Annotated in this window: 29 protein-coding genes; 9 read left to right on the top strand and 20 right to left on the bottom strand. The window is 71.5% G+C overall.

The features are described 5' to 3' along the window. The first annotated feature begins 68 nt into the window (after nt 1-68). On the top strand, nt 69-1,067 hold the full coding sequence (locus ACFHWE_RS12925) for a GlxA family transcriptional regulator (RefSeq protein ID WP_416601507.1): 999 nt from the start codon (nt 69-71) through the stop codon (nt 1,065-1,067). Between the two features lie 73 nt (nt 1,068-1,140). Here the strand turns inward: ACFHWE_RS12925 and ectA are convergent, their stop codons facing one another. From ectA to ACFHWE_RS12885, 8 genes are all read right to left on the bottom strand, one after another. Next, nucleotides 1,141-1,662: a diaminobutyrate acetyltransferase gene (ectA, locus tag ACFHWE_RS12920; RefSeq protein WP_416601505.1), complete on the bottom strand. Its 522-nt coding sequence runs from the start codon at nt 1,660-1,662 to the stop codon at nt 1,141-1,143. A 49-nt stretch (nt 1,663-1,711) separates the two neighbouring features. Further along, nucleotides 1,712-2,116, bottom strand: coding sequence for an ectoine synthase (locus ACFHWE_RS12915; RefSeq protein WP_416601503.1), 405 nt, complete (start codon nt 2,114-2,116; stop codon nt 1,712-1,714). Between the two features lie 27 nt (nt 2,117-2,143). Next, nucleotides 2,144-2,401, bottom strand: coding sequence for a phosphopantetheine-binding protein (locus tag ACFHWE_RS12910; protein ID WP_416601501.1), 258 nt, complete (start codon nt 2,399-2,401; stop codon nt 2,144-2,146). 58 nt (nt 2,402-2,459) lie between these two features. After that, nucleotides 2,460-3,965 carry a class I adenylate-forming enzyme family protein gene (locus ACFHWE_RS12905; RefSeq protein ID WP_416601499.1) on the bottom strand — a complete coding sequence of 502 codons (1,506 nt, stop codon included), beginning with the start codon at nt 3,963-3,965 and terminating at the stop codon, nt 2,460-2,462. After that, nucleotides 3,962-4,420 (bottom strand): 3-aminobutyryl-CoA ammonia lyase, encoded by a 459-nt coding sequence (locus tag ACFHWE_RS12900; protein ID WP_416601498.1) that lies wholly within the window; start codon nt 4,418-4,420, stop codon nt 3,962-3,964. The genes ACFHWE_RS12905 and ACFHWE_RS12900 overlap by 4 nt, the downstream gene beginning before the upstream one ends. Beyond that, on the bottom strand, nt 4,401-4,820 hold the full coding sequence (locus tag ACFHWE_RS12895; RefSeq protein WP_416601496.1) for a holo-ACP synthase: 420 nt from the start codon (nt 4,818-4,820) through the stop codon (nt 4,401-4,403). The genes ACFHWE_RS12900 and ACFHWE_RS12895 overlap by 20 nt, the downstream gene beginning before the upstream one ends. Then, the gene (locus ACFHWE_RS12890; protein WP_416601494.1) at nt 4,817-6,082 is read right to left on the bottom strand and encodes a type III PLP-dependent enzyme; all 1,266 of its coding nucleotides are present in this window, start codon (nt 6,080-6,082) and stop codon (nt 4,817-4,819) included. Before ACFHWE_RS12890 ends, ACFHWE_RS12895 begins: the two co-directional genes overlap by 4 nt. A gap of 303 nt (nt 6,083-6,385) precedes the next feature. Next, nucleotides 6,386-6,679 (bottom strand): hypothetical protein, encoded by a 294-nt coding sequence (locus ACFHWE_RS12885; protein WP_416601492.1) that lies wholly within the window; start codon nt 6,677-6,679, stop codon nt 6,386-6,388. A 218-nt stretch (nt 6,680-6,897) separates the two neighbouring features. On the opposite strand from ACFHWE_RS12885, the gene ACFHWE_RS12880 reads away from it, so the two are divergent. Together ACFHWE_RS12880 and ACFHWE_RS12875 are read left to right on the top strand one after the other, a co-directional pair. Next, nucleotides 6,898-7,497, top strand: coding sequence for a hypothetical protein (locus ACFHWE_RS12880; RefSeq protein WP_416601490.1), 600 nt, complete (start codon nt 6,898-6,900; stop codon nt 7,495-7,497). Between the two features lie 281 nt (nt 7,498-7,778). Beyond that, a complete protein-coding gene (locus tag ACFHWE_RS12875; protein ID WP_416601488.1) occupies nt 7,779-8,372 on the top strand; it encodes an RNA polymerase sigma factor in 594 nt (197 codons plus the stop codon). Between the two features lie 22 nt (nt 8,373-8,394). On the opposite strand, the gene ACFHWE_RS12870 is transcribed toward ACFHWE_RS12875, so the two are convergent. Continuing rightward, nucleotides 8,395-9,642 (bottom strand): MFS transporter, encoded by a 1,248-nt coding sequence (locus ACFHWE_RS12870; protein ID WP_416601486.1) that lies wholly within the window; start codon nt 9,640-9,642, stop codon nt 8,395-8,397. A gap of 156 nt (nt 9,643-9,798) precedes the next feature. Between ACFHWE_RS12870 and ACFHWE_RS12865 the strand changes: the two genes are divergently transcribed. The 3 genes from ACFHWE_RS12865 to ACFHWE_RS12855 all read left to right on the top strand — a co-directional run bounded on the left by ACFHWE_RS12865 (nt 9,799) and on the right by ACFHWE_RS12855 (nt 12,406). After that, nucleotides 9,799-10,521, top strand: a complete 723-nt coding sequence (locus ACFHWE_RS12865; protein WP_416601484.1) for a methyltransferase — start codon at nt 9,799-9,801, stop codon at nt 10,519-10,521. Continuing rightward, nucleotides 10,518-11,303 carry a Rossmann-like domain-containing protein gene (locus ACFHWE_RS12860; protein ID WP_416601483.1) on the top strand — a complete coding sequence of 262 codons (786 nt, stop codon included), beginning with the start codon at nt 10,518-10,520 and terminating at the stop codon, nt 11,301-11,303. Before ACFHWE_RS12865 ends, ACFHWE_RS12860 begins: the two co-directional genes overlap by 4 nt. Nucleotides 11,304-11,386: 83 nt before the next feature. Continuing rightward, on the top strand, nt 11,387-12,406 hold the full coding sequence (locus tag ACFHWE_RS12855; RefSeq protein ID WP_416601481.1) for a pyridoxal-phosphate dependent enzyme: 1,020 nt from the start codon (nt 11,387-11,389) through the stop codon (nt 12,404-12,406). A 62-nt stretch (nt 12,407-12,468) separates the two neighbouring features. Here the strand turns inward: ACFHWE_RS12855 and ACFHWE_RS12850 are convergent, their stop codons facing one another. From ACFHWE_RS12850 to ACFHWE_RS12830, 5 genes are all read right to left on the bottom strand, one after another. Further along, nucleotides 12,469-13,467 carry an ABC transporter substrate-binding protein gene (locus tag ACFHWE_RS12850; RefSeq protein WP_416601480.1) on the bottom strand — a complete coding sequence of 333 codons (999 nt, stop codon included), beginning with the start codon at nt 13,465-13,467 and terminating at the stop codon, nt 12,469-12,471. Then, a complete protein-coding gene (locus ACFHWE_RS12845) occupies nt 13,464-14,258 on the bottom strand; it encodes an ABC transporter ATP-binding protein (protein ID WP_416601478.1) in 795 nt (264 codons plus the stop codon). The genes ACFHWE_RS12850 and ACFHWE_RS12845 overlap by 4 nt, the downstream gene beginning before the upstream one ends. Then, entirely contained in the window at nt 14,258-15,364 is a 1,107-nt protein-coding gene (locus tag ACFHWE_RS12840) for a FecCD family ABC transporter permease (protein WP_416601476.1), read from the bottom strand. Before ACFHWE_RS12840 ends, ACFHWE_RS12845 begins: the two co-directional genes overlap by 1 nt. Before the next feature lie 275 nt (nt 15,365-15,639). Continuing rightward, nucleotides 15,640-16,047 carry a type II toxin-antitoxin system VapC family toxin gene (locus ACFHWE_RS12835; RefSeq protein ID WP_416601475.1) on the bottom strand — a complete coding sequence of 136 codons (408 nt, stop codon included), beginning with the start codon at nt 16,045-16,047 and terminating at the stop codon, nt 15,640-15,642. After that, complete coding sequence (locus ACFHWE_RS12830; RefSeq protein WP_416601473.1) at nt 16,040-16,279, bottom strand: FitA-like ribbon-helix-helix domain-containing protein; 240 nt, start codon at nt 16,277-16,279, stop codon at nt 16,040-16,042. The genes ACFHWE_RS12835 and ACFHWE_RS12830 overlap by 8 nt, the downstream gene beginning before the upstream one ends. 618 nt (nt 16,280-16,897) lie before the next feature. On the opposite strand from ACFHWE_RS12830, the gene ACFHWE_RS12825 reads away from it, so the two are divergent. From ACFHWE_RS12825 to ACFHWE_RS12815, 3 genes are all read left to right on the top strand, one after another. After that, a complete protein-coding gene (locus ACFHWE_RS12825) occupies nt 16,898-17,845 on the top strand; it encodes a cation diffusion facilitator family transporter (protein ID WP_416601471.1) in 948 nt (315 codons plus the stop codon). A 148-nt stretch (nt 17,846-17,993) separates the two neighbouring features. Beyond that, on the top strand, nt 17,994-18,431 hold the full coding sequence (locus tag ACFHWE_RS12820; RefSeq protein ID WP_416601469.1) for a hypothetical protein: 438 nt from the start codon (nt 17,994-17,996) through the stop codon (nt 18,429-18,431). A 170-nt stretch (nt 18,432-18,601) separates the two neighbouring features. Continuing rightward, the gene (locus ACFHWE_RS12815; protein WP_416601467.1) at nt 18,602-19,357 is read left to right on the top strand and encodes an STAS/SEC14 domain-containing protein; all 756 of its coding nucleotides are present in this window, start codon (nt 18,602-18,604) and stop codon (nt 19,355-19,357) included. Between the two features lie 21 nt (nt 19,358-19,378). Here the strand turns inward: ACFHWE_RS12815 and ACFHWE_RS12810 are convergent, their stop codons facing one another. The 6 genes from ACFHWE_RS12810 to ACFHWE_RS12785 all read right to left on the bottom strand — a co-directional run bounded on the left by ACFHWE_RS12810 (nt 19,379) and on the right by ACFHWE_RS12785 (nt 23,583). Next, nucleotides 19,379-20,230 carry a cytochrome c biogenesis CcdA family protein gene (locus ACFHWE_RS12810; RefSeq protein ID WP_416601465.1) on the bottom strand — a complete coding sequence of 284 codons (852 nt, stop codon included), beginning with the start codon at nt 20,228-20,230 and terminating at the stop codon, nt 19,379-19,381. Then, a complete protein-coding gene (locus ACFHWE_RS12805) occupies nt 20,227-20,814 on the bottom strand; it encodes a redoxin domain-containing protein (protein WP_416601463.1) in 588 nt (195 codons plus the stop codon). Before ACFHWE_RS12805 ends, ACFHWE_RS12810 begins: the two co-directional genes overlap by 4 nt. 36 nt (nt 20,815-20,850) lie before the next feature. Next, nucleotides 20,851-21,756, bottom strand: a complete 906-nt coding sequence (sigJ, locus tag ACFHWE_RS12800; RefSeq protein WP_416601461.1) for an RNA polymerase sigma factor SigJ — start codon at nt 21,754-21,756, stop codon at nt 20,851-20,853. Between the two features lie 56 nt (nt 21,757-21,812). Continuing rightward, on the bottom strand, nt 21,813-22,430 hold the full coding sequence (locus ACFHWE_RS12795; protein WP_416601460.1) for a Uma2 family endonuclease: 618 nt from the start codon (nt 22,428-22,430) through the stop codon (nt 21,813-21,815). 157 nt (nt 22,431-22,587) lie between these two features. Then, nucleotides 22,588-23,205 carry a Uma2 family endonuclease gene (locus ACFHWE_RS12790; protein ID WP_416601459.1) on the bottom strand — a complete coding sequence of 206 codons (618 nt, stop codon included), beginning with the start codon at nt 23,203-23,205 and terminating at the stop codon, nt 22,588-22,590. A gap of 168 nt (nt 23,206-23,373) precedes the next feature. Then, nucleotides 23,374-23,583, bottom strand: a complete 210-nt coding sequence (locus ACFHWE_RS12785) for a hypothetical protein (RefSeq protein ID WP_416601457.1) — start codon at nt 23,581-23,583, stop codon at nt 23,374-23,376. Between the last annotated feature and the right edge of the window lie 239 nt (nt 23,584-23,822).

Genomic DNA, 23,822 nt, shown 5'->3' with positions numbered 1-23,822 from the left:
ACCAGAATCCTCGGAGAGCCCGCACCACTGACAGTGTCCTGAAGGACAGGATGTGAAAGAATCGGGCCATGTCCAGTTCCTGTGCCCCCGACCGGCTCCACCGCGTGGTCGTCCTCGCCCGCCACGGCCTGCTGCCCATCGAGGTCGGCATCGTCCACCGGCTGTTCGGGCGGGCACGCGACGCCGCCGACCGGCCCCTCTACGAGGTCCTCACCTGCGGTCTGGAACCCGGCGAGGTCAGGACCGACACCGACTTCACGATGAACGTCGCCCACGGCCCCGAGGCGATCGACGGGGCCGACACGGTGATCGTCCCCGCCGCCGAGGAGGACTACGGGCAGCGCCCCCACGATCCCCTCGCCCCGGAACTCGCCGCTGTCCTCGCCCGAGTGCGGCCCACGGCCCGGCTCGCCTCCATCTGCACCGGGGCGTTCGTGCTCGCCGCCGCCGGGGTGCTCGACGGCTGCCGGGTGACCACCCACTGGATGTCCGCCGGGCCCTTCCGCGCCATGTACCCGCACATCCACCTGGACCCCGACGTGCTCTACACCGACAACGGGCGGGTGCTCACCGCCGCCGGGGTCGCCTCCGGCATCGACCTGAGCCTGCACATGATCCGCACCGACCACGGCGCCGCCGTCGCCAACGAGGTGGCGCGCAACACGGTCGTCCCTCCCCACCGGGACGGCGGCCAGGCCCAGTACATCCGGCACCCCGTACCGGAACCGGAGCGCTCGGCGACCGCCCGCGCCCGCGCCTGGGCCCTGGACCACCTCCACCTCCAACCCGGCCTGAAGGAGATGGCCGAACAGGAGTCGATGAGCGTGCGCACCTTCACACGCCGCTTCCGTGAGGAGGTGGGACAGTCACCGGGCAAGTGGATCACCCAGCAGCGCCTGGACCTGGCCCGCCAGCTCCTGGAGGAGTCCGACCTGCCCGTGGACCGCATCGCGGCCCAGGCCGGGTTCGGCACGGCCGCGTCCCTGCGCCAGCACATGCACGTCGAACTCGGGGTGTCCCCCAGCGCCTACCGCCGCACCTTCCGCGGTACGGTCCCCGCCGTCTGACACGGCCCCGCGCACGCCGGCGCCGGGACGGTGGTCCGCCACCGCCCCGGCGCCGTGTTCACCGGGCCTGCGCTCAGGGGAGGACCGGACCGATCCGGTAGAGGGTCTCCTCGTGGTGGCCCCCGCCGAAGTCCGCGCTGGAGAAGAGCACGCTCTTGTGCGTCGGAGCGCTCCAGCGCTTGGCGAAGCGCTTGAGCACCATCACGATCGGCGTGTTCTCCTCCGACACGGTCGCCTCCACGTACCGGGCACCGTTGAGGAGCTGCTCGCCCACGGCGTGGTCGAAGAGCTTCACCCCCAGGAAGGGGATGCCGTGCCGGGGCCGGACCGCCTCCTGCCAGACGAAGTAGGTCTCCGGCGCGTCCGGTCGGCGGTAGCCGGTGAGGAAACCGATGACCTCCCCGTCGAGCTCGGCCACCACGGAGGTCGCCGCGAAGTCGCGGAACCAGATCATGTAGTAGTACTCGCTGTTGTCGTCGAGCTGGTCGGACTCCCGCACCAGGTCCCGGACGGCGCGGGCGTCGGCCGGGACGGGACGGCGGAAGACGACCCTGGCGCGCGCGGCGGATTCGGGTGCGTCCAAAGTGACGGTCATGACGGGCTCCCAGGTTCTGTTCGGGCGGGCTGTGGGGGCGTCGGCGGGGTCAGGAGCCGACGGGCTCGGTCAGCAGGGGGTAGGCCCCGTTCTCGTCGTGGTCCTCCCGGCCGGTGACCGGCGGGTTGAACACGCAGATGAACCGGGAGTCCTTGGTGGGGCGCAGCGTGTGGTGCTCGTGTCCGTCGAGCAGGTACATGACGCCGGGGGTGATCCAGTGCTTCTCGCCGGTCTCGTCGTCGGTGAGCTCCATCTCCCCCTCCACGCACAGCACGGCCTCGTAGTGGTTCGCGTACCACAGGGACGTCTCCGTGCCCGCGTAGACGGTGGTCTCGTGCAGGGAGAACCCGACGCCCTCGCGGGCGAGCACGATCCGTTTGCTCTCCCAGGTGCCCTTGGCACCCTTGATGTGGCGTTCGGTGTCCTCGATCTCGGCGAAGGAACGGATGAGCATGGTGGCCTCTCAGACGGGGAAGGGGGTTCAGACCGCGGCCGGCTGCGCGGACAGGACGAAGTCGGTGAGGGTGTCGACGGACTCGAACGCCTCGATCTCCAGGTCCTCGGGCTCGACCTGCAGGCCGATGGACTCCTCCAGGGCCATGAGGACCTCCAGCATCGAGGTGGAGTCCAGGTGCAGGTCCTCGAAGAGGCGGACACGGCCCTCCAGGCCGGTCACCTCGCGCTCCAGGGCCTCGGACAGGGCCGCTTCGAGGGCGGTGACGACGTCGTTGCGCTGCATGGGTTTCTCCTAGCGTTGTCGGATCGGTGTGGTGCGTGGTGTGTGCGGGCCGGAGCGCTCAGGTGCGCCCCGAAGCCGAGATCAGGTCGGCGAGCCGGGCCCGGTCGACCTTGCCGTTGCTGTTGGTGGGCAGGTCGTCGAAGCGGACACAGACCCGGGGGACCTTGAACTCCTCGATCTCGTGGCGCATCCCCTCCAGGACCTCCTCCTTGGAGACGCTGGAGATGACGGCCAGTTGGGCTGGCCGCCCCTCGGCGGGGGGCAGGACGATCGCGGAGGCCACCCCTTCGACCCGGTGCGCCGCGGCCTCCACCTCGGTGGCGCTGACCCGGAAGCCGCGCTCCTTGTAGATGTCGTCCCTGCGGCCGTCGAAGTACAGGTAGCCGTCCTCGTCCACCCACCCGTAGTCGCCGGTGCGCAGCTCGGGGAAGAGCCCGTCGCGGCGGTGGAAGCGCTCGGCGGTCAGCTCCTCGCGCCGCCAGTACCCCGCCATGACGTTGGGGCCCCGGACCACGATCTGGCCGGTCTCCCCGGCGGGCAGGCGCGCGCCGTCGGGGCCGACCACGAAGATCTCGGTCCCCTCCAGCGGCAGTCCGCACGATCCGGGGCGCTCCAGGTCCCCGTCGGGCGGCATGATGGCCGCGCGCTTGCACTCGGTCAGGCCGTACATCACCTGCACCCGCAGCCCGGGCAGGGACGCGCGCAGCGAGGAGACGGTCTTCTCCGACAGCGCCGCGCCGGTGTTGGTGAGCAGGCGCAGCCCGGTGGGGAGCCGCTTGCCGCGGGAGGCCAGCCAGGCCAGGCGATCCGACACGGCCGGAACACCCGCAAGGACGGTCGCCCCGCTCTCGACGAGGGTGCGCAGCAGAGGGGGACCGGACTCGGCGGCGGTGCCGAAGCGCAGCCGGGCACCGGAGAGCAGCGCCAGGTACACCTGGTAGAGGCCGTAGTCGAAGGAGACCGGCAGGGGGCAGTAGACGGTGTCGTCGGGCCGGTAGGCCAGGCGCCGCTGGATCGCCCGGGCCGCGAACAGCACCTGCTGGTGCGTGCTCACCACGGCCTTGGGCCGCGACGTGGTGCCCGAGGTGTAGATCATGCAGACCGGGTCGACCTCCAGGACCGGGGGAGGGCCGTCCGCGTCTGCTGGGGCCGGTGCCTCGGCCAGGGCGAGTAGCTCGCCGGTGGTGAGGAAGTCGGCGCCGGCGGCGGTGGCCTCCGCCCTGGCCCCGTCGGTGTCGCAGACCACGGCCGCGGGCTCGGCGTCGCCGAGCACGTGGGTGAAGGCCCCCTCCCGCACGCTCTCGTGCAGCAGGCTGAACACCGCGCCCGCCCGGGAGACCGCGAAGAGCGCGGTGACGGCTGCCAGCGGGTCGTCCGTGCGCACGGCCACGCGGTCGCCGCGCCGCAGGCCCCGCGCCCGCAGGTGGAGCGCGATCCGGGTGCTGTCGGCCGCCAGGGATCCCAGGCTCGCCGTCCGGTCGCCGAACCCCAGAGCCGGGGTGTCCGGGTCCCGCCGGGCGGCCTCGTCGAGCATCTCGTGCAGGAGTCCCACGTCGGTGCTCATCGGGACCCCTCGCGGGTCAGGGCCGCACGGGGCACCACGGTCGTCGCCGTGGCCGTGCACACCGGCTGCGGCTCGTCCAGGAGCCGGGCCGCGCTGGGCCGCACCCCGGGATCGGCGCTGATGACCTTGACGGCGCTCAGCTCCACGACCCTGCGCAGGCGGGTCCGGCGCACCAGCTTCCCGCGGACCTCCAGGTAGTCGCCGGCGACGACGGGTGCGGTGAAGCGCACGTCGGTGTAGCCCGAGAGCAGGCCCTCGTCGCCGTCCTCGCGCACGGTGATCTCGGTGACCAGGTCGCCGAACAGGCGCAGGACCCGGGCGCCCTCCACGACGCCCCCTCCGTAGTAGGCCTCGGCCTCACTGATGCGGACCCGCAGGAACGCGGTCACGGGCCCGGCCGGTTCCTCCGGCGGTGCGGCGGTGGACGCGGTCGGTTCAACGGTTGCGGTCGGCATGTGCTCCTCTTTCCCTTCCGGTGTCGGCGTGGCCGGTGCACAGCGCCACGGCGACCACGACGTCGTTCTTGTGCGAGATGGACAGGCTCACGGGGGGGAGCCCCATGCGGGCGGCGGCGCCGAGGAAGACCACGCGCGGCGCGCCCCTCCCGGTCCGGGCCACCCGGATGTCGCTCAGGGCGATGCCCTGGAGCATCCCCCTGCCCAGTGCCTTGAGGACGGCCTCCTTGGCGGCGAAGCGCCCGGTGAGGAACTCGGCCCGCCGTCGCGGCCCCAGCCCCTCGGCCTCGGCCCGCTCCTGCGGGGCGTAGCCGAAGCGCAGGAACCAGGGACGGAGCAGCAGGCGGTCGAGTTCGCGGCGGTCGAGGACGTCCACGCCCACGCGGACGGCGGGCGTCATCGGGTCCGGACCAGCCGCTGCCGGCCCAGCAGGTCCTCGGTCGTGTCCGGGACCCGGACCAGGTCGGCGCCGCCGCCGTGGACGAGGACCTCCGCCGGGTACCCGTGGCTGAGGAACAGGACGGGTGAGGCGGTCGGCCCGTAGGCCCCCGACCGGCCGATGCCGATCAGGTCCCCGGGGCGCACCTCGGGCAGCAGGGCCTTCTTCACGATGAGGTCGTTGGGCGTGCACAGCGGCCCGGTGACGGAGTACCGGTGGGTGGGCGGCGCGTCCGGCGCGCCCAGGTGGCGTACCGGGAAGTCGCGTTTGACGAAGCTGCCGATGCCCACGGCCGCCATGTGGTGGTTGGTGCCTCCGTCGGCCACGGCGAAGAGTTCGCCCATCGACTCCTTGACCTCCCGGACGCGCACCACGTAGGTGCCGGCCCGGGCGGTCAGGAAGCGGCCGGACTCCATCATCAGCCGACAGTGGGGGTTGCGTTCGCGGAAATCGGCGATGACCCCGTCCATGTCCCGGCGCAGCAGGTCCATGTCCGGGTCGCTCTCGCCCGCGAAGTAGGCCACCCCGAGGCCGCCCCCGAAGTCGACGGTCTCCAGGCCGATGCCCAGGTCGGCGGCGAGCGACTCGGCCAGGGCGAGGATGCGCCCGGTGTTGGCCGCGACACTGGCGTGGTCCAGAAAGCGCGTACCCATGTAGGCGTGGATCCCGGTGACGCGGACACCGGTGAGGTCGGCGAGGCGGCGCTTCGCGTCGCGGACGGTCCGCTCGTCGATGCCGAACTGGCGGGGCTTGCCACCCATGGCCAGCCCCTGCCCCTTGGCGGTGAAGGACGGGTTCACCCGCAGCATCACCGGGAAGGGCTCCGAGCCGCGCCGGGCCACGAGCGCGTCGAGCCGCTCGACCTCCTCAAGCGATTCGCAGACCAGTGCCGCGATCCCGGCGTCCACGCACGCCCGCAGCTCCGCGTCGGACTTGCCGGGGCCGAGGAAGATGATGTCCCGGGGCGCGACCCCGGCGCGCAGGGCGGTGACGAGTTCGGCGTGCGAGCTGACCTCGGCGCCGGCCCCGAGGGAACCGAGCAGCGCGCAGACACTGATGTTCGGGTTGGCCTTGAGTGAGTACATGATGTCGACGCCGTGGGGGAGCGCCTGTCTGAGTTGGGTGTAGGACCGTTCGAACTCGTCGGCTTCGTAGACGAAGAGCGGGGTGGTGAACCGCTCAGCCAGTTCGGCGTAGTCGGGTCCGGGCTCCGTGGTGTGCACCGCTGTCCTTCCTTCGGTTCGTGCGGGGCGGCGTGTTCACTGCCAGCCGGAGTCGCCGGCCGAGTCGTCTCTCCACAGGCCCCCGAAAAGGGAAACGAAGGCCGGAGAGGGAATGGCTGTGACCGTGTCGGAGAAATCTGTGTTTCTCGGGGGCATCGTGTTTTCCTTCGTTTCTTCGGTGTCCTTTGCGACGTCTTCATTATGAGCACGTGCTCTGATCGAAGTGAAGGATTCGATGATGTCCTAAACGGTCCATGTCCCCTTTCGTCCATGCCTGTGGCGCCTGGGGGCGAGGGCTGATCGCTAGGGGAAGGTGTCGTCTATGAGGGGTACCTCGCACCTGAAGAGCTGATATTCCCGCAGTTCACAGTGGATTTCGACGGTCCTGCGCCAGAGGCGGGAGGCGGTGCGCTCGGTGTCGTCGAGGCTGTGGGAGCGCAGGAAGAGTCCGATGACGGGGTCCGCTCCCGCCCTTTGGTGCACGCTGATGTGTTCCAGTCCGTCCCCGGGTTCGGACGCGGATTCGATCATTTCCCTGATGTCGCAGGGGAAGCGTTTGTGTTGAGGGGAGAGGAAGGTCAGGTGAACCAGATACATGTGTGAACTCTTTTATCGATGCCTCGGGGGGAGGTGCGTCGATGTGATGGAACCCCCGGCCTCCAGGCTCCGGTACGGCCCCCGGCACGGCTAGCGGCTTGAAGGACAGCATGTGCAAGATTCCGGCCAAAGCGGTCCGGTGCGCGCGCCGTCGGGCTGTCCCGGAGCGGAGCAGTCCCGGAGAAGCCGGTCCGTGAGGAGGTGAGACCATAGGGGAGATGTCCGGGAAACAGACGTGCCGTCCGCTGCGCGCCGGGGTGTTCGCCCTGGTGTGCGCGAGCCTGTCCGCGCACGGGCACGCCCTGAGCTCCGGACACGATGTCCCCCTGAGCGGCCTCCTGCTCGGACTGGCCGTGGTCGCGGCCGTGGCGTGGGCCGCGGCCGGGCGCCGCCACGGCCCCCTGGCCCTGGCCGGATGGATGCTCTGGGGCCAGCTCGCCCTGCACCTGTCCTTCAGCTACACCCAGCTTTCGGACGGGCACGCCGGACACGGGGGCGCGGACGCCTACTCGGCCGCCCTCAGGGCCTCCGCCGGAGCGGACCTGTCCGGCTGGCAGATGATCGCCATGCACGTGGTGTCCGCTCTGCTCAGCGCTTGGTGGCTGCACCGCGGCGAGAACGCCCTCTTCGCCTTCCTGCGCTTCATGGCGCTCACCGTCTTCCCGCTCCTGCTCGTCCTCGGACAGGTGCGGGTCCTCCCCGAGCCCTCCGTCGGCCGGGGAACCTGGTTCGACGAGGGGCGCGTCCGCCCCCTCCTGCCCTACCTCCGGCACACCAGGATCCTGCGCGGTCCGCCTCCGGCGCCGCGTACCGCCTGAGCACCCGCCACCACTCTCAGGGGGCCGCTCTCGACGGACACCCCGCGTGGTCCGCCGCAGAGGTGGCCCGCCCCTGCCCTTCCCGGTGCCGCGGGTCCGTCGTGCCGTGAGCCGTGTCCCCGACACCGGCGCTCCCGGTGCCCCAGGCCGTACGCCGCCACCGCCGGCGGATCCCCCGCCGGCGCGTACACGGACCCTGTCATCCCCCGCGCACACGTGTCCCGCGGTCGGCCCTCGCGCCGCCCGGCGGGTCCGCCTGCGCGGTGACCGAAGGAGCACCTGTGACCGCGCTCATCGAGACGCGTCCCTCCCCGCTGGGCACCCCCGCGACCGCTTCCGCCGACGCACGCCGCGACCACGAGGACCTCCACCTGGCGCTGCGCGCCAAGGAGGGCGGCGAGGAGGAGATGAACGCCCTCTTCACCAGGACCCGCGACCACGTCGCCCGGTTCATCGCCCGCCGTGTGGACCCCTCGTGGGTCGACGACCTGACCCAGGAGACCTTCTCCCGGGCCATGCGCGGCCTGGCGCGCTACGAGGGCCGGGCCCCGGTCCGCTCGTGGCTGCTGTCCGTGGCACGGCACACCGTCGCCGACCGCTACCGCTCCCAGGCCCGCACACCCCGCCACGAGCCGGTGGACGACTGGTCGCGGATCGGCTCCGGGACGGTGTCCGAGCGGTTCGACGAGTACCTGGCCCTGCTCGACCTGCTGAAGGCGCTGCCGGAGTGCCGCCGCAGGGCGTTCGTCCTCACACAGATCGAGGGCGTGCCCTACGCCGAGGCGGCCCGGACCCTCGGCGTCCCGGTGGGCACGGTCCGCTCCCGGGTGGCGCGCGGGCGCCGCGACCTGCTGCACATGCTCAACGACTCCTGACCCAGCGCCGGAGCGGGCGCGGTCAGGCGGTGCGGGCGCTGAAGCGCTTCGCCCCGGGCGCCAGGGCGGCGGCGCCCGGGGCGAGGAAGCACAGGGCCGCGCACACGGCGAGCACCGCGTCGGTGCCCACCGCCTGGGCGGCCGGGGCGATCAGGGCCAGGCCGACCGGGGCCAGCCCGTAGGAGAACAGGAAGTCCAGCGAGGAGACCCGGGCGAGTTTGTCCGGTGCCACCTCGCGCTGCGCGGCGGTGAACCAGGGCACGTTGAACAGTTCGATGCCGATCCCCGCCAGGACGTAGGCCGCGGCCACCGTCCACGGGCTCACCGGCACCAGCAGGCTCAGCGGGGCGAACCCGTACAGCGCCAGCCCGCCCAGGGACGCCCACCCCCGTGCGGAGGGACGCCACCGCCCGATGAGCAGTGCCCCGGCCAGGGCGCCGGCGGTGTAGGCGGTCATCGCACCCGCCAGCACCGCCTCGGTGCCGAACGTGTCGCGGCTGACCACGGGCAGCAGGACACCCGTCGCGGAGTACCCGGTGGCGATCACCGCGGTCAGCGCCCCCAGTCCCGCGAGGAACCAGGGGTGCCGCCGCGCCTCGCGCAGCCCCTCGGCGAAGTCGGTGACCGGCGACCACCGTCCGGGGGAGACGGATCCGGGACGGGTCCGCGCGCCCTTCGGCGGTGCCAGGGCGGCGACCGCCCACAGCAGGGCCGTGACCAGCAGCAGGGCGCTCGTACCCAGGGCGGTGGACAGCAGGGCCGTCATCCCGGGGGCGACCAGGGTGGTCACCCGCACGGAGATGGTCAGCGCCGCGTTCGCCCGCTGGCGCCTCGGTTCGTCGACCACCTCGGCGGTGAGCGCCTGGAACGCGGGTCGGCACGCGCCCTGCCCCGCGCCGACGGCCGTCGCCGCGACCGCAGCGAGCACGAGGGCCGACGCCTCCACCCCTGCGGCGACCACCGGGGTGGCCAGGGCGGCGGTGAGCCCGGCCCACAGCACCACCGATCGGCGGGAGAAGCGGTCGGCGAGCAGGCCGCCCAGGGGGAGGGCGACGAGGAACCCGGCGGTGCGCGTGGCCAGCACCACGCCGAGCCCCACGGCGGTGAGCGACCCGTCGAGGACGGCCAGGCCGAGGATGAACGGCATCGCCCACGTGGCCAGGCCGGAGGCGGTGCTCCCGGTCCACAGCCGGAGGAAGGCCGGGTCCGTCAGTACGTGCGTGCGCGGTGGGGCGCCGCGGCCGGCGGCGGTCTTCTGGGGATGGGACACGGTCGTCCGACGTCCTTTCCGGGAGATCGAGTGTGTGGTGCGTAACACCAACTAGTGACAACGGTTATCGTTTTCACTACGATAGCGCACGCCCCCTGATGCGGGAGCGCCGACCCCGCAGGCGTTCCCTCGTCTCCGCGTCATGGAAGGACTCCCGTGGAGCGCTCCCTCGCAGACCAGTTGCCCCCTCCGCTGCCCGAAGAACAGATCCTCGCCGTCAACCCGCCCAGGAACGACCTGCACACCACCCGCTCCTACACCTGGAACGGCTGGGACTTCCAGGTCCCGCCCGGGGTCTTCCTTCCCGGCGGCACCAGCCGGATGATCCACCAGCGCCTCCTGGACGACGACATCGACGTCCGCGGCAAGCGCTACGCCGCCATGGGCGTCGGCCTGGGCGTGGAGGCCGTCGCCGCCGGGGTACGCGGGGCCGCCGAGGTCCACGCGATCGACGTACACGCGCCCAGCGTCGAGGCCGCCGCCCGCAACTTCGCCCGCCTTCTGGACGGCAGGACCGACACCAGACTCGTACCCGTGGTCAGCGACATGTTCACCGACCTGCCCGACGGCACCCGCTTCGACACGGTCACCTTCAACCCCCCTGCCGTCAGCCGCCCCACCAGCACCGACCCCGATGTGGTGCGCAACGTCTGCGTCGGCGCCCCCATCGCCGCCGCGTTCTTCGCCCAACTGCGCGACCGCGCCCTCCTGGCCCCCGGCGCCGACGTCTACCTCATCGCCTCCAACACCGCCGATCTGCGCGCCATCGTCACCCACGCCGAGAAGTCCGGTTTCCTCGGCGAGGTCCACTACCGGCACGACTGGGGCGACGGGGTCCTCACCTACCTTCTCCGCTTCCGGGAGGACGCCCGCCGATGACCGTCGACGACCTCTTCCGCGATGCCCTCGGCCGGGCCGGGGACACCGTGGCCACCAGTGTCTTCTGGCTCCACCACGGCACCCGGCTCGCCGGAGGGGACACCACCTACCTCAACCACTACGTCGCCGTCCGCGTCGGGGCGTCCTTCGGCGCCTGCTCCTTCGAGGCCGGGCGGATCACCCCGGAGCTGTGCGAAAAGGCCTCCGGCGCGCCCCTGGCCGACCTGCTGGCCGACGGCCCGCTGCCCCTGCGCATCGCCGCACTGGACGCCTACCTCGCCCACACCGCCCCCCACCGCGACGACCCCCGGGCCGAACCGGTCACCCTGCCCGCCGGAACCCCCGAGCGGCGCGCCGCCGCCCGCGACGCCGCCATCGCCGAACTGGCCCCCGTCACCGAGGGCGCCAGGATCGCGCTCATCGGGGTCGTCAACCCCCTCGTGGCCGCCATCCGCGCACGCGGCGGCGTGTGCCTGCCCTGCGACCTGAACCTGCGCACCACCCGCTGGGGCGACCCGGTCACGGACTCGATGGAGGAGGCGGTCGACGCCGCCGACGCCGTCGTGGCCACCGGCATGACCCTCGGCAACGGCACCTTCGGCCCGCTCCTCGACCGGTGCCGGGGGCGCGGGATCCCGCTGTACGTCTACGCCCAGAGCGCGAGCGCCGTCGCACGCGCCCTCCTCGGCCACGGGGTCGCCGGGGTGTGCGCCGAACCCTTCCCCTTCTCCCAGTTCAGCGCCGATCCCACCGTGCTCTACCGCTACCGGGCCGCTGTTTGACCGGCTGCCCCCACCAGCAGGGCGGGCGCGCGCCGTCCATCCCTCCCGCGCGCCCGCCCGCCCCCTGCCAAGGAGTAGAACCCGTGGACCAGCACGCGTCCGACGCCATCGGCCGCCCCGACCTCATCGACCTCGGCGGCGGCCTCGTCTGCCTGCGGTTCGAGACCCTCAAGGTGGTCTCCGCCCTGGCCGCCGTCCGTCGGCTCATCGAGACCGGGACCGTCCGCCCCGGTGACACCGTGATCGACAGCTCCAGCGGCGTCTACGCACACGCACTCGCACTGGCCTGCCACCGCTACGGCCTGCGCTGCCACATCGTCGGCTCCACCACAGTCGACCCCACCCTGCGCGCCCAGCTCGACATCCTCGGGGTCCGCCTGGAGCAGATGGCCTCCACCGACGACCTCAGACTCGACCAGAACCGCCGCGTCCGCCGCGTCCGGGAGATCATCGCCGCCCACCCCGACTACCACTGGATGCGCCAGTACCACGACCCCGTCCACTACCTGGGCTACCGCGAGGTCGCCGAGACGCTCCGCCGCGAGGTTAGCGGGGACCTCACACTCGTGTGCGGTGTCGGCACCGGAGTGTCCAGCGGAGCACTGGGCACCTACCTGCGGGAGGGGGACCCGGACACCCGGATGGTGGGCGTGCAGCCGTTCGGCAGTGTCACCTTCGCCAGCGACGGCGTCCCCGACCGGGACATCATCATCGCGGGCATCGGCAGCGCCATCCCCTTCGGCAACGTCGACCACGCCCTCTACGACACCGTGCACTGGACCGGGTTCGACGCCGCCCTGTCCGGGACGGTCGACCTGCTGCGGCGGCACGCCGTGTTCGCGGGCCTCTCCAGCGGCGCCGCCTACCTGGCAGCCCGGTGGGAGCGCGCGCACGACCCCGCGCGGACGGTGGTGTTCGTCGCCGCCGACACCGGCCACCGCTACACCGACTCGGTCTTCGCCCGGCACCGGGAGGCCACCGCGGTGGAGGACCTCAAACCCCTGGACATCGCCGACACCGCCGAGCTCCGCCTGCCCTGGGCACGCATGGAGTGGCGGCGGGCCGGGCCGCCCCGCCAGGCCAGGTTCGACCGGAGCGCCTGAGCCCCGCGCCACGGACGGGCCCGCGCGGATCGCCTCCGCGCGGGCCCGTGGCGTCGCCGCCGCTACGCGTCCAGCGTGCGCAGGTACTCGGCGAAGCCCTCCAGGCCGTCGATGTTGCGCGGACTGGAGATGCCCTCGTTGTAGTCGAGGATGTAGAAGTTGTCGTCGCGGACCGCGGGCAGGTCGGCGGTGGCCTCGTACTCCTCCAGGAACGCGATCTTGTCCTCGGCGGGCTGGTCGCCGTAGTCGAAGATGATGATCACCTCCGGCTGCGCCTCCACGACGGCCTCCCAGCCCACCTGGGTCCAGCGCTCGTCCAGGTCACCGAAGACGTTCTCACCGCCCGCGAACTCGATGATCTCGTTGGCGGGGACCTGGCTCGCCGCGGTGAACGGCTGGTCGGTGCCCGAGTCGTAGAGGAAGACCGGCACGGGGTCGCCCTCGGGCGCCTGCTCCTGGACGGCCGCCACGCGCTCCCGGTACTCCGCCACGAGCTCCTCGGCCCGCTCCTCCACCCCGAAGATCTGCCCGAGCCGCTCCAGGTCGGTGTACAGGCCCTCGAACGGCGTGTGCCGTTCGGGGAACCCGGGGTAGTTGTAGCAGGACTCGGCGTGCATGAAGCTCTGGATGCCCAGGCCGTCGAGGATCTCCGGGGTGATCCCGCGCTCGTCGCTGAACCCCGAGTTCCATCCGGCGAGGACGAAGTCGGCCTCGGCGTCCACCACGAGTTCGCGGTTGAGCAGGTCGTCGCTGAGGAACTCCACCTGCTCGTACTCCGCCGCCCAGGGCGACTCCGACACCGGCGGGTTGGCAGGCGGCAGTACGTAGCCGTGCACGTGGTCGGTCAGGCCGAGCGCGAACATCTTGTCGGCGCTGCCGCCCTCGTAGACCACCGCGCGCTGCGGGACGGTGTACTCGACCTCCTCGCCGCACCGCTGGACCGTGACGGTCCCGGTCGCGGCCTCGGTACCGCCCTCGACCTGGGCTCCGCAGCCCGCGGTGAGGAGCGCGAGGGCGCCCAGCGCGGCGGGGGTGCCCAGCCGGACTCGTCGGTGACTCATAGGGTCCTACCTTCTTTCTCTGTCTCATCGGTGAGGGAGTAGAGGAGTTGGGGTGCTCCGGTCCGGGGGTGGGCGACGACCGTGGCCGCCACACCGAAGACCCGCTCGATCAGTTCGGGGACCAGAACCTCCCGGGGAGTGCCGGAGGCGACCAGGCGACCCCCCGACAGCACACCGACGCGGTCGCAGGCCGCTGAGGCCAGGTTCAGGTCGTGCAGGACGACCAGGACGGTGATCCCGGCCCGGCGGACCAGGGACAGCAGCCCGACCTGGTGCCGCACGTCCAGGTGGTTGGTCGGCTCGTCCAGGACGAGGACCCGCGGCTCCTGGGCCAGGCAGCGCGCGAGCAGGACCCGCTGGCGCTCACCGCCCGACAGCGAAAGCACGCCCCGGTCGGCGAGGTGGGCCACGTCCATGCGCTCCATCGCCGACCGGCACACCTCCCGTTCCCGCGCGTCCAGGGGCCGGTTGCCCCTCTGGTGGGGCGTACGGCCCAGCGCGACGATCTCCGCCGCGGTGAAGTCCAGGTCGCTGCCGCCCTCCTGGGTGAGCGCGGCCACCGACCGGGCGCTCTCGCGCAGGCTCAGGGCACCCAGATCCCGCCCGTCCAGCCACACCGTGCCCCGCGAGGGGCGCAGCGCCCGGTAGACGCAGCGCAGAGCCGTCGACTTGCCGGAGCCGTTGGGGCCCACCAGACCCACCACCCGGCCCCCGGGCACCTCCAGCGACAGCTCGCGCACCAGCTCCGCGCCGTCGACGGTGACCGACACACCATCCATACGCAGATCCATCAGCGGCCTCCGAACAGGTAGCCCCTGCGGCGCAGCAGGAGGACGAACACGGGCACGCCGACCAGCGCGGTGATGAAGCCCAGCGGTATCTCCCGGGGCGCGGCGACCACCCGGGCGAGCAGGTCCACCCAGACCATGAACACCGCGCCGACCAGCGGCGCGACCACCAGGACGCGGCGGTGCCCCGCCCCGGCGACGATGCGCACGACGTGCGGCACGATCAGGCCGACGAACCCGATTGCGCCGCTCACCGCGACCATCGCGCCGGTCATCAGGGCGGTGAGCAGGAACAGGCCCCGGCGCAGGCGGTCGGTGTCCACGCCCAGGCTGGCGGCGGTCTCGTCGCCCAGGGTCATCACGTCCAGGCGGCGGCTCACCGAGGCCAGTACCGCGATCCCGGCGACCACGACCGCCGCGACCAGCGGCAGGGAGCCCCACGTGGCCGCGCCGAAGCCGCCCATGGTCCAGAACAGGACGGTGCTCGTGGCCTCGTTGCCCGGAACGAAGTAGACGATCACCCCCATGACCGCCTGGAAGCCGAAGGACAGCGCGACACCCGTGAGGACCAGGCGCAGCGGGGTCACCCCGCCCGCCGACAGCGACGCGAGGTAGACGAGCGCCGTCCCGCCCAGCGCTCCCAGGAAGGCGCCCGCCGAGACCGCGTAGACCCCCAGCGAGGCCAGCACGCCGAACACGCCCACCGAGACCGCGCCGACCGACGCCGCCGAGGAGACGCCCAGGATGAACGGGTCCGCCAGCGGGTTGCGTACCAGCGCCTGCACGGCCGCACCGACCGCGCCCAGCCCCGCGCCGACGACCGCGGCCAGCAGGACGCGGGGCGTGCGCAGCTGCCAGGTGATCTGGTAGCGCGTCACCTCATCGGCGCCGATCACGCCGCCGCTGGTGCCGGCCCACAGGTAGCGCAGGGTGTCGAGCGGCGCGATGACCGCCGAGCCCAGGCCGATCGCGAGTACGGCGGAGACGGCCAGCACCGCGCACAGGGCGGCGACCGTCCAGGGGCCGCCGAGGCGGCGCCGAGCCGGTCGAGGGGGAGGCGGTTCGGCGGTGGCCGGGGGAGGGAGGGGTCGGGCGGTGGTCCGCGCCACGGTGCGCCTTTCTGGGGACAGGGGTGGGGGAGCGGCCGGAGCACGGGTTCGCGGGGATCCGTGGCGGCCGGGGGAGGAGGGGACGCGGGGGACGCGCCCCCGGGGGAAGCGAAGTGGCAATGAAAATGATAATCATTCTGTCAACCCCCTGGCCACGGGGGTGCGGAAACGGCGACGGCCACGCGCGGACATGTTGTCGCGCGTGGCCGTCGCCGATCGCTGTCACGTGCCGGAGGTGCGTCGTGCGTCGTCGGCTTCTCCCCGGCCGCGGGTTGTCAGTGCCCGGGGGAGACGATGTCCAGACCGGGAAAGTAGCTCGTGAAGTCCTTCCTGTTGCGCGTCAGCAGTTGGTATCCGTGTACGGCCGCGTGCGCGCCGATGTAGAAGTCGGGCATGGGGGAGGTCTTGGCCCCTCCTCGCCTGCGGTACTCGGCATGTGCGGCCGCCGCGAGCTCGGCCGCTTTCCAGGGCAGGTCCTCACGATCCACGAGATCGTCAAGGGCGGCGTCCAGTTGACCGGGGGCGGCTAGGGACAGGGACACCTCGGCGTACACCAGTTGGTTGATGACCACACGTCCGGTGTCGGCTGCCTTTGTCAGCGCAGTCGCCGACCACTCGGCCCACAGGGGGTCTTCCTTGATGACGTCGATGAGGACACAGGAATCGACCATGGTGTCAGCCACGAATCAACTCCAGGTACTCATCCGTGCTCATGTGGGCATAGTCGGATCGCTGCTCAAGGGCACGGAGGCGCATGACCAGCCGTGTTCCCCGGCTGCCTTCGTGGGCTGGCGGCGTGTTCCGGGCGTCTCGTTCAAGGAGCTCGCGAACGTAGCCCTGAAGGCTTTTTCCCTGATTGGCGGCATGGGCGCGAACTCTGTTGACAACCTCGTCCGGCACGTCTCTGATGCTCACATTCGTCATGAGACGACGTTAGCACGCGATGCATGCAATGCGTTCTTCCATGGGGAATCCTCGTTCGGCCGGAGGGCGGACACCCCGGCCCGGCCGCCGGCCACGTGCTCTGGCACGGCAAGGAGGTCTTCCGAGGGGACCCGGACGCCCCCGCCCGGTAGCCCGGCGGCGCGGAGGACGGGGGAGTCGGTCAGGACCGTCGGCCGCAGATCAGCTCCAGGTACTCGTCCGTGCCCATGGGGGCGTACCCGGGCCGCTGCTCAAGGGCCCGCAGCCGCGCCACCAGCCGTGTCCCCCGGGTGGCCCCGCACGTCGGCTCGCCAGCGACCGGTTGTACCGCACCCCGCGGCCGCTGCGGGGAGGCACACCGCACCGGGGTTCGTTCCGGGGTCGAAGTTCGCCCCAGGGCGAACCTCGACGGCCGACGCGCTCTTACCGTGGTCGCACGCACTCTACTTCGGTCGCTCGGCGGTTCCCGGAACCGATGGGCCGCCCATACACGACAGTGGCCAAGCCGACCACTGGTCGGTGTTCGTTCACCTCCGGTATGACCGGTGACACCGGGCATCGCTAGGATGCGGACCTGACCGAGCCGGAAGACGCAGAGAGAAGAGCACAGTGGCTGCTGATGGAAGTACCAAGGCCGTCGTCGTGGCGCTGGGGGCCAACCTCGGAATCGCCGTGACGAAGTTCGTCGCGTTCGTGCTCACCGGTTCCTCGTCCATGCTGGCGGAGGCCATCCACTCCGTCGCAGACTCCGGGAACCAGGGCCTGCTCCTGCTCGGCGGCAAGCGTGCCAAACGCGACGCCACCGCAGCCCACCCCTTCGGCTACGGCCGCGAACGCTACATCTACGCCTTCCTCGTCGCCATCGTCCTCTTCAGCGTCGGCGGCCTGTTCGCGCTCTACGAGGCCTGGCACAAGATCTCCCACCCCCACCCGATCGACTCCTGGCAGTGGGTCCCGATCGTGGTGCTGGGCGTGGCCATCGTCCTTGAGTCGATCGCCATGCGCACCGCCATCAAGGAGTCCAACGCCGTCCGCGGCAAGGCGAGCTGGGTCGACTTCGTCCGCCGCTCCAAGTCGCCCGAACTCCCGGTCATCCTGCTGGAAGACGCCGGCGCCCTCCTCGGCCTGGTCTTCGCCCTCATCGGCGTCAGCCTGACCCTCATCACTGGCAACGGCGTCTGGGACGGCCTGGGCACCGGGGCCATCGGCCTCCTGCTCGTCGCGATCGCCGTCGTCCTGGCCGTGGAGATGAAGAGCCTCCTGGTCGGCGAGTCCGCCACGGAGGAGCACGTCACCAAGATCGAGCGGGCCATCTCCGCCACCGAGGACATCGACGCGGTGATCCACATGCGCACCATGCACATCGGCCCCGAGGAGCTGCTGGTGGCCGCCAAGATCGCCGTCGACGGCCAGGACGACGCCCAGCGCGTGGCCCGTGCGATCGACGCCGCCGAGGCGCGCGTCCGGCAGGAGGTCCCGATCGCCACGATGATCTACCTGGAGCCCGACCTCATGCGCTCGGCCCGGGCCGCCGACCCCACTGCGGCCTCCGAATAGCCTTCGGACGTCTGAGGGCATGTTCCACCGCCCACGGGCACCGGCCGGTCTCCACGGCGTGACCACCGGTGCCCGTGGGGGTAGGTCTCCGAGTGAGGAACACCGTGTGCGGGGTTCCCGCACACGAGCCCCGCTGGAGGTGAGGGCCATGTCCGCCACCATCACCCACGCGCGCTCGCACGCGTTCACCCACGCCTGGAGGGGCGCGGCCGCCGGTCTCGTCGGCGGTGTGGTCTTCGGGGTCCTCATGGCCCTGACGGGCATGCTCCCGATGGTCGCCATGCTCGTCGGAAGCGAGAGCGTCGTCGCGGGCGCGATCGTGCACCTGGCGATCTCGGCGGTCTTCGGAGCGGTGTTCGGGATCATCGCCGGAGCCTTCGCCGACCGTGTGTGGTCCGTCCTCGGCGCCGGCCTGGCCTTCGGCCTCGTGCTGTGGGTCCTGGGCGGCCTCATGGCGATGCCCGCGCTGCTGGGCATGGCCATGTTCCCCATGGGTCAGACGTCGATGATGAGCCTCATGGGACACGTCCTCTACGGCCTGGTCACCGCAGCGGCCCTCTACGGTCTGAGCATGCGCAACGTCTGACCCGGAAGCGGACGCGCCCCGGTGCCGGGGCGGAGCCGGGCAGGTGACCGGCTCCGCCCCCGTGCCCACGGGCACTGATCCGAGGACCGTGTGTACCCGCAGGTGGCGCGGGTAGACCCTTCTGTGCCGCCTTCCCCCCACGGCGTACACCGCGACGGAGGGAGAGGACCGTGCTGGAGAGGATCGCCGACGTTCCCAAGGGGATCGACGCCGTGAAGGCCCATGGCGAGGTGACCAGGACTGACTACGAGACGGTGATCGACCCGATCATCGACGAAGCGCGGCGCGAGAAGCACCGCATCCGCATGCTCTGCGAGTTCGGACCCGAGTTCGACTCCTTCACACCCGGGGCCGCCTGGGAGGACTTCAAGGTCGGTATGGGCGCGATGCGGCTCTTCGAGGGGTGCGCGGTCGTGACCGACACCGCCTGGATCCGCGAGTCCACACGCCTCGGCGCCTTCCTCATGCCGTGCCCGGTCCGGGTCTTCGACGTCGGCGACCGCGACGAGGCCCTGCGCTGGCTGGAGTCCCTGCCCGAGGGACCGGGGGTGTCCCACCGCATGGACACCGAGTCCCGGGTCCTCGTGGTCGAACTGGAAGGGCCGCTGCGGGCCCAGGACTTCGACGCCCTGGCCCAGACGGCGGACTCCTGGATCGCCTCGCACGGCGAACTCGCCGGGCTGGTGGTCCACAGCCGGGACTTCCCCGGATGGGAGAACATCAGCAGCCTCCTGCACCACGCGCGTTTCGTCCGGGACCACCACAAGCGGATCCGCCGAGTGGCGCTGGCCGCCGACAGCAGACTCGCCGACCTCATGCCACATCTGGCGAACCACTTCGTCGACGCCGAACTGAGGCACTTCGACCACGACGACCTCACCGGTGCCGTCGAGTGGGCCTCGGGCCGCTCCCCGGCAGGGGACTGAGCGCCGCCGGTCCCGCCGCGCCTACCGCGTCGCGCGGCGGGACCGCCACCACGCCGCGCCGCCCACGACCGCGACGAGCGTACCGAGGGCGAGCGCGGCCCACCCCGGACCGATCCCCTCGACCAGGCGCACCAGCTCCCCCTGCACCCGGGTCGCCGCCCCCACCACGGGGTCGTCGGCCGCCCCGCCGGAGAGCACCCGCAGCTCGAACCACCCGTAGTAGGCCACGTACAGCCCCGCCAGCACGAGCAGCATGCCCCCGGCGCGCGTCACGTACGGCATGGCCTGGCGCAGGCGCGCGGCCACCGTGTCCCGGGCCAGCGCCACGGCCACGGTCAGGACGCCCACGACCAGCCCCATCCCCGCCGCGTAGGCCAGGAACACCGCCACCGCCCCCAGCGGACTGGTCGAGCGCAGCGCGGCCGTGGTCAGGGCCAGGAACGGACCCACCGTGCACGACAGCGAGGCGATCGCGTACGTGATCCCGTAGACCAGGGCCCAGCGCAGGGACCGCACCGGACGGCCGGGGGAGGGCCTGGGCAGGAGCAGGGTGATCTCCCGCCCCGCCGCAAGCCACGCGCCCAGGGCGACCAGCGTCGCACCGATCACCACCGTCACCCAGGGCAGGTGGCGTTCCACCGACAGGGCGAGCGGGGTGATGAGCAGGCCGAACCCGGCGAAGACGAGCATGAAGCCGCCCGTCATCGCCGCCGTCGTGGCCAGGGCCCGGACCAGCGGACGCCACCGGCCGTGGGAGCCCTTGCCCTCGGAGACCAGCAGCGCCAGATAGCCGGGCAGCAGCGCGAAACCGCACGGGTTGAGCACCGCGAGCATGCCCGCCACCAGCGCGATCGCGAACGGGAGCTGGCTCATGCGCCGTCGGTGACCGCTGCGACGCGGGAGTCGAGCTCCTCGTCGGTCAAGGCGCCCTGGACCGTCTCGAAGGTCCCGTCGGCGGACAGGAAGGCGAAGGCGGGCTGGCTCGCCACACCGAAGCCCGACCAGAGCGAGCCGTCCCCGTCCACTAGGTGGGTCAGGCCGCCGGTGCCGGTGTCCGACACGAAGCCGTTCATCGCGTCGACCTCACCCAGCCCGGCGACGCCGATAAACTCGACGTCGTGGCGCTCGGAGGCATCGACCACGCTCGCCGCCTCGGCCCGGCAGACGGTGCACCACGGCGCCCAGAACCACAGGACGGCGGGCTCACCCGCGAGCGAGGCGCCGGAGAAGTCCGCGCCGTCCACGGTGGTGGTGTCGAACGCCAGAGCCGCTGGGACCTCGGAGGAGGTGTCCCCCGACTCCGGGGCGGCCTCCGGAGCCGCCGTGTCCTCAGCGGCCGGTGCCGGAGTGGTGGTCTCTTCCGGTTCGGCGGTGGAGCCGCAGGCGGTCAGCACGAGGACCAGGGCCGTCGCGGTTGCTGTCAGGGCCAGTGCAGGGCGGCCGAAGGTCGTCGTCATGGTCACCTCGGGGGGTCGGTGGGAACGCGCTCGCCGTCAGGGGGTGCCGGGCGTCCGCAGGCGGGACAGTTTGTCCGGGTTGGACACAAGGTACACGCTGCGGATCCGGCCGTCGGCCACGTCCAGGATCCCGAGCGTCACGATACGGCCGTGCACGGCGACATAGCCCGCCGGAGCCCCGTTGACCTCGGTGATCCCGCTGTCGATCCCCTCGATCCCGGTGAGCCCCACCGAGGCGAGGAAGCGCCGGGTGTTGCGCCCCTGGGCGACGCCGTGGAGGAACCCCGCGACCCGGCGCACGCCGTGCAGGATCCGCAGCGGGGAGCGGGCCTTGCCGCCGCCGTCCGCGACGAGGACCGCGTCGTCGGCGAGCAGGGCGGTGAGGCCGTCCAGGTCGCCCTCCAGGGTGGCCCGCAGGAACCGCTCGGTGATGCGGCGACGGCTCTCCTTGTCGGTGTCGAACCGGTGGCGCCGCTCGCGGACGTGGTCGCGGGCGCGCCTGGCCAACTGCCGGGTGGCGGCCTCCTCGCGGCCGATGATCTCCGCGATGCGGGAGTAGGGGAACTGGAACGCCTCGCGGAGCACGAAGACGGCGCGTTCCAGGGGGCTCAGGCTCTCCAGGACGACGAGGAGCGCGTACTCCACGGTGTCGGCGAGTTCGGCGTGGTCGGCGCCGTCGGGCAGGTCGCTGACCGGTTCGGGGAGCCACTCGCCCACGTAGGACTCGCGCCGGGAGCGCGCCGACCGGAGGCGGTCGATGGCCAGGCGGGAGGCGATGGTGACCAGGTAGGCGCGCGGGTCGTCGACGGCTGTCTGGTCGACCGCGTTCCAGCGCAGCCAGGCCTCCTGGACGACGTCCTCCGCGTCGGCCGCGGTGCCGAGGATCCGGTAGGCCGCACCGGTGAGCAGGGAGCGGTGCTCTTCGAAGACATCGGTGGTCATGTCGCAAAGACGTACCACGGTGCCCCGGGTGTGACATCCCGGGGCGGTGACGGGGGTCACTCGGTGTCGGCGGTGCCTTCCGCGGAGCGTCCGCCGATGTGCTTCTGCCAAGGGCCGTTGGCGACGAGCCAGTGCGGTACGAACCGGACGGGGAAGGGGAGTTCGGTCTCGAACACCTCCTCGCCGTAGGCCTGGGTGACCTCTTGGTACAGCCCGTCCTTCAGGCGGAACTCGACGATGCCGACCTTGTCGGGGAGCGGGTTGATGATCCAGTACGAGGGGATGCCGAACGCGGCGTACTCCGCGCGTTTGGTGTGGTTGTCGCGGAGTACGCTCTCGGGGGAGACGATCTCCACGGCCAGCACCGGAGGAACCTGGAAGTAGCCCCGGTCCGGGGGGTCGCAGTCGAAGACCGCCAGGTCGGGGATTCGGTGGTGGGTCCGGTTGGCGTTGAGGTTCACCCCCGGACCGGTCAGCACGGTGAACTCGTCCGGTGCCTCCATACCGAGATGTACCGTCAGTCGGCTGTCCACGGAACTGTGCATGGGCATGGGTGCGGGGGACACGTCAAACCGCCCGTCGACCAGTTCGTACCGCCGTCCGTCGTCCGGGGTGTGTTCCAGATCGTCCACGGTCAGACGCCGTTCGGGTGCTTCCGTGTGCCTGATGGTCATGACTGCCATCTTGCCTCCTTGTCTGCATGTTGACCAGGATGGCGGACACACCTTCGGTTACCGTCCGGTTTCACAGGGAGAGAACAGCGGTTCCCGATCCGGACACGCGAACGGGGCACGGCGCCCCGGGTGTGACATCCCGGGGCGGTGACGGGGGTCACTCGGTGTCGGCGGTGCCTTCTTCGGACCGTCCGCCGATGTGTTCGCGCCACGAACCCCTCGCGGTGAGCCAGTGCGGTACGAACCGGACGGGGAAGGGGAGTTCGGTCTCGAACACCTCCTCGCCGTAGGCCTGGGTGACCTCTTGGTACAGCCCGTCCTTCAGGCGGAACTCGACGATGCCGACCTTGTCGGGGAGCGGGTTGATGATCCAGTACGAGGGGATGCCGAACGCGGCGTACTCCGCGCGTTTGGTGTGGTTGTCGCGGAGTACGCTCTCGGGGGAGACGATCTCCACGGCCAGCACCGGAGGAACCTGGAAGTAGCCCCGGTCCGGGGGGTCGCAGTCGAAGACCGCCAGGTCGGGGATTCGGTGGTGGGTCCGGTTGGCGTTGAGGTTCACCCCCGGACCGGTCAGCACGGTGAACTCGTCCGGTGCCTCCATACCGAGATGTACCGTCAGTCGGCTGTCCACGGAACTGTGCATGGGCATGGGTGCGGGGGACACGTCAAACCGCCCGTCGACCAGTTCGTACCGCCGTCCGTCGTCCGGGGTGTGTTCCAGATCGTCCACGGTCAGACGCCGTTCGGGTGCTTCCGTGTGCCTGATGGTCATGACTGCCATCTTGCCTCCTTGTCTGCATGTTGACCAGGATGGCGGACACACCTTCGGTTACCGTCCGGTTTCACAGAGGGAGAACAGTGGTTCCGGCACCGGACACGCGAACGGGGCACGGTGTGCGGACCGTGCCCCGTCTCTGGGATCCTGCGTGCTCGCGGCGCCTTAGTCCACGAAGGTGGTGAAGCCGCTCTTCTTGTCGACGACGTTGCAGCCGTCGATGCTGGCCAGGGCGGCCTGGACGGCGTCGACGCAGATCGGGACCGTGATGTTCTGGACGTCGGAGTTGTTGTCCGCGGAGGCGGGGGCGGACAGGGCGCCCAGCGCCAGGCCGGTGGCGAGCACGAGCCCGGAGACGGCGGAGAAGCGCTTCATGTTGCTGGTCCTTATCGGTTGGCGGTGCGACCGCCGGTGCTGCCGGAGCCCGGTCGCACCGGCGGGCCGAGGGAGTCCCTAGTCGACGTGGATGCCGGTGGACTCGTTCCAGTCGACGACGTTGCAGCCGTCGGCGCTGATGCCGGCGAACTGGAGCACGTCGGCGCAGATCGGGATGGTGATGTTCTGGACGTCGGAGTTGTTGTCCGCGGAGGCGGGGGCGGACAGGGCGCCCAGCG

It is taken from the genome of Nocardiopsis sp. LOL_012 (genome assembly GCF_048060475.1).
Taxonomy (GTDB): Bacteria; Actinomycetota; Actinomycetes; order Streptosporangiales; family Streptosporangiaceae; genus Nocardiopsis.
The sequence above is the reverse complement of the archived record's forward strand: the minus strand, read 5'-3'. Positions and strand labels throughout refer to the sequence as shown.

What these genes read in the sequence shown, in the direction of transcription:
- ACFHWE_RS12925 (WP_416601507.1), top strand. Translation starts at nt 69, where the DNA reads ATGTCCAGTTCCTGTGCCCCCGACCGGCTCCACCGCGTGGTCGTCCTC.
- ectA (WP_416601505.1), bottom strand. Translation starts at nt 1,662, where the DNA reads ATGACCGTCACTTTGGACGCACCCGAATCCGCCGCGCGCGCCAGGGTC.
- ACFHWE_RS12915 (WP_416601503.1), bottom strand. Translation starts at nt 2,116, where the DNA reads ATGCTCATCCGTTCCTTCGCCGAGATCGAGGACACCGAACGCCACATC.
- ACFHWE_RS12910 (WP_416601501.1), bottom strand. Translation starts at nt 2,401, where the DNA reads ATGCAGCGCAACGACGTCGTCACCGCCCTCGAAGCGGCCCTGTCCGAG.
- ACFHWE_RS12905 (WP_416601499.1), bottom strand. Translation starts at nt 3,965, where the DNA reads ATGAGCACCGACGTGGGACTCCTGCACGAGATGCTCGACGAGGCCGCC.
- ACFHWE_RS12900 (WP_416601498.1), bottom strand. Translation starts at nt 4,420, where the DNA reads ATGCCGACCGCAACCGTTGAACCGACCGCGTCCACCGCCGCACCGCCG.
- ACFHWE_RS12895 (WP_416601496.1), bottom strand. Translation starts at nt 4,820, where the DNA reads ATGACGCCCGCCGTCCGCGTGGGCGTGGACGTCCTCGACCGCCGCGAA.
- ACFHWE_RS12885 (WP_416601492.1), bottom strand. Translation starts at nt 6,679, where the DNA reads ATGTATCTGGTTCACCTGACCTTCCTCTCCCCTCAACACAAACGCTTC.
- ACFHWE_RS12880 (WP_416601490.1), top strand. Translation starts at nt 6,898, where the DNA reads ATGTCCGGGAAACAGACGTGCCGTCCGCTGCGCGCCGGGGTGTTCGCC.
- ACFHWE_RS12860 (WP_416601483.1), top strand. Translation starts at nt 10,518, where the DNA reads ATGACCGTCGACGACCTCTTCCGCGATGCCCTCGGCCGGGCCGGGGAC.
- ACFHWE_RS12850 (WP_416601480.1), bottom strand. Translation starts at nt 13,467, where the DNA reads ATGAGTCACCGACGAGTCCGGCTGGGCACCCCCGCCGCGCTGGGCGCC.
- ACFHWE_RS12845 (WP_416601478.1), bottom strand. Translation starts at nt 14,258, where the DNA reads ATGGATCTGCGTATGGATGGTGTGTCGGTCACCGTCGACGGCGCGGAG.
- ACFHWE_RS12820 (WP_416601469.1), top strand. Translation starts at nt 17,994, where the DNA reads ATGTCCGCCACCATCACCCACGCGCGCTCGCACGCGTTCACCCACGCC.
- ACFHWE_RS12810 (WP_416601465.1), bottom strand. Translation starts at nt 20,230, where the DNA reads ATGAGCCAGCTCCCGTTCGCGATCGCGCTGGTGGCGGGCATGCTCGCG.
- ACFHWE_RS12805 (WP_416601463.1), bottom strand. Translation starts at nt 20,814, where the DNA reads ATGACGACGACCTTCGGCCGCCCTGCACTGGCCCTGACAGCAACCGCG.
- sigJ (WP_416601461.1), bottom strand. Translation starts at nt 21,756, where the DNA reads ATGACCACCGATGTCTTCGAAGAGCACCGCTCCCTGCTCACCGGTGCG.
- ACFHWE_RS12795 (WP_416601460.1), bottom strand. Translation starts at nt 22,430, where the DNA reads ATGACCATCAGGCACACGGAAGCACCCGAACGGCGTCTGACCGTGGAC.
- ACFHWE_RS12790 (WP_416601459.1), bottom strand. Translation starts at nt 23,205, where the DNA reads ATGACCATCAGGCACACGGAAGCACCCGAACGGCGTCTGACCGTGGAC.
- ACFHWE_RS12785 (WP_416601457.1), bottom strand. Translation starts at nt 23,583, where the DNA reads ATGAAGCGCTTCTCCGCCGTCTCCGGGCTCGTGCTCGCCACCGGCCTG.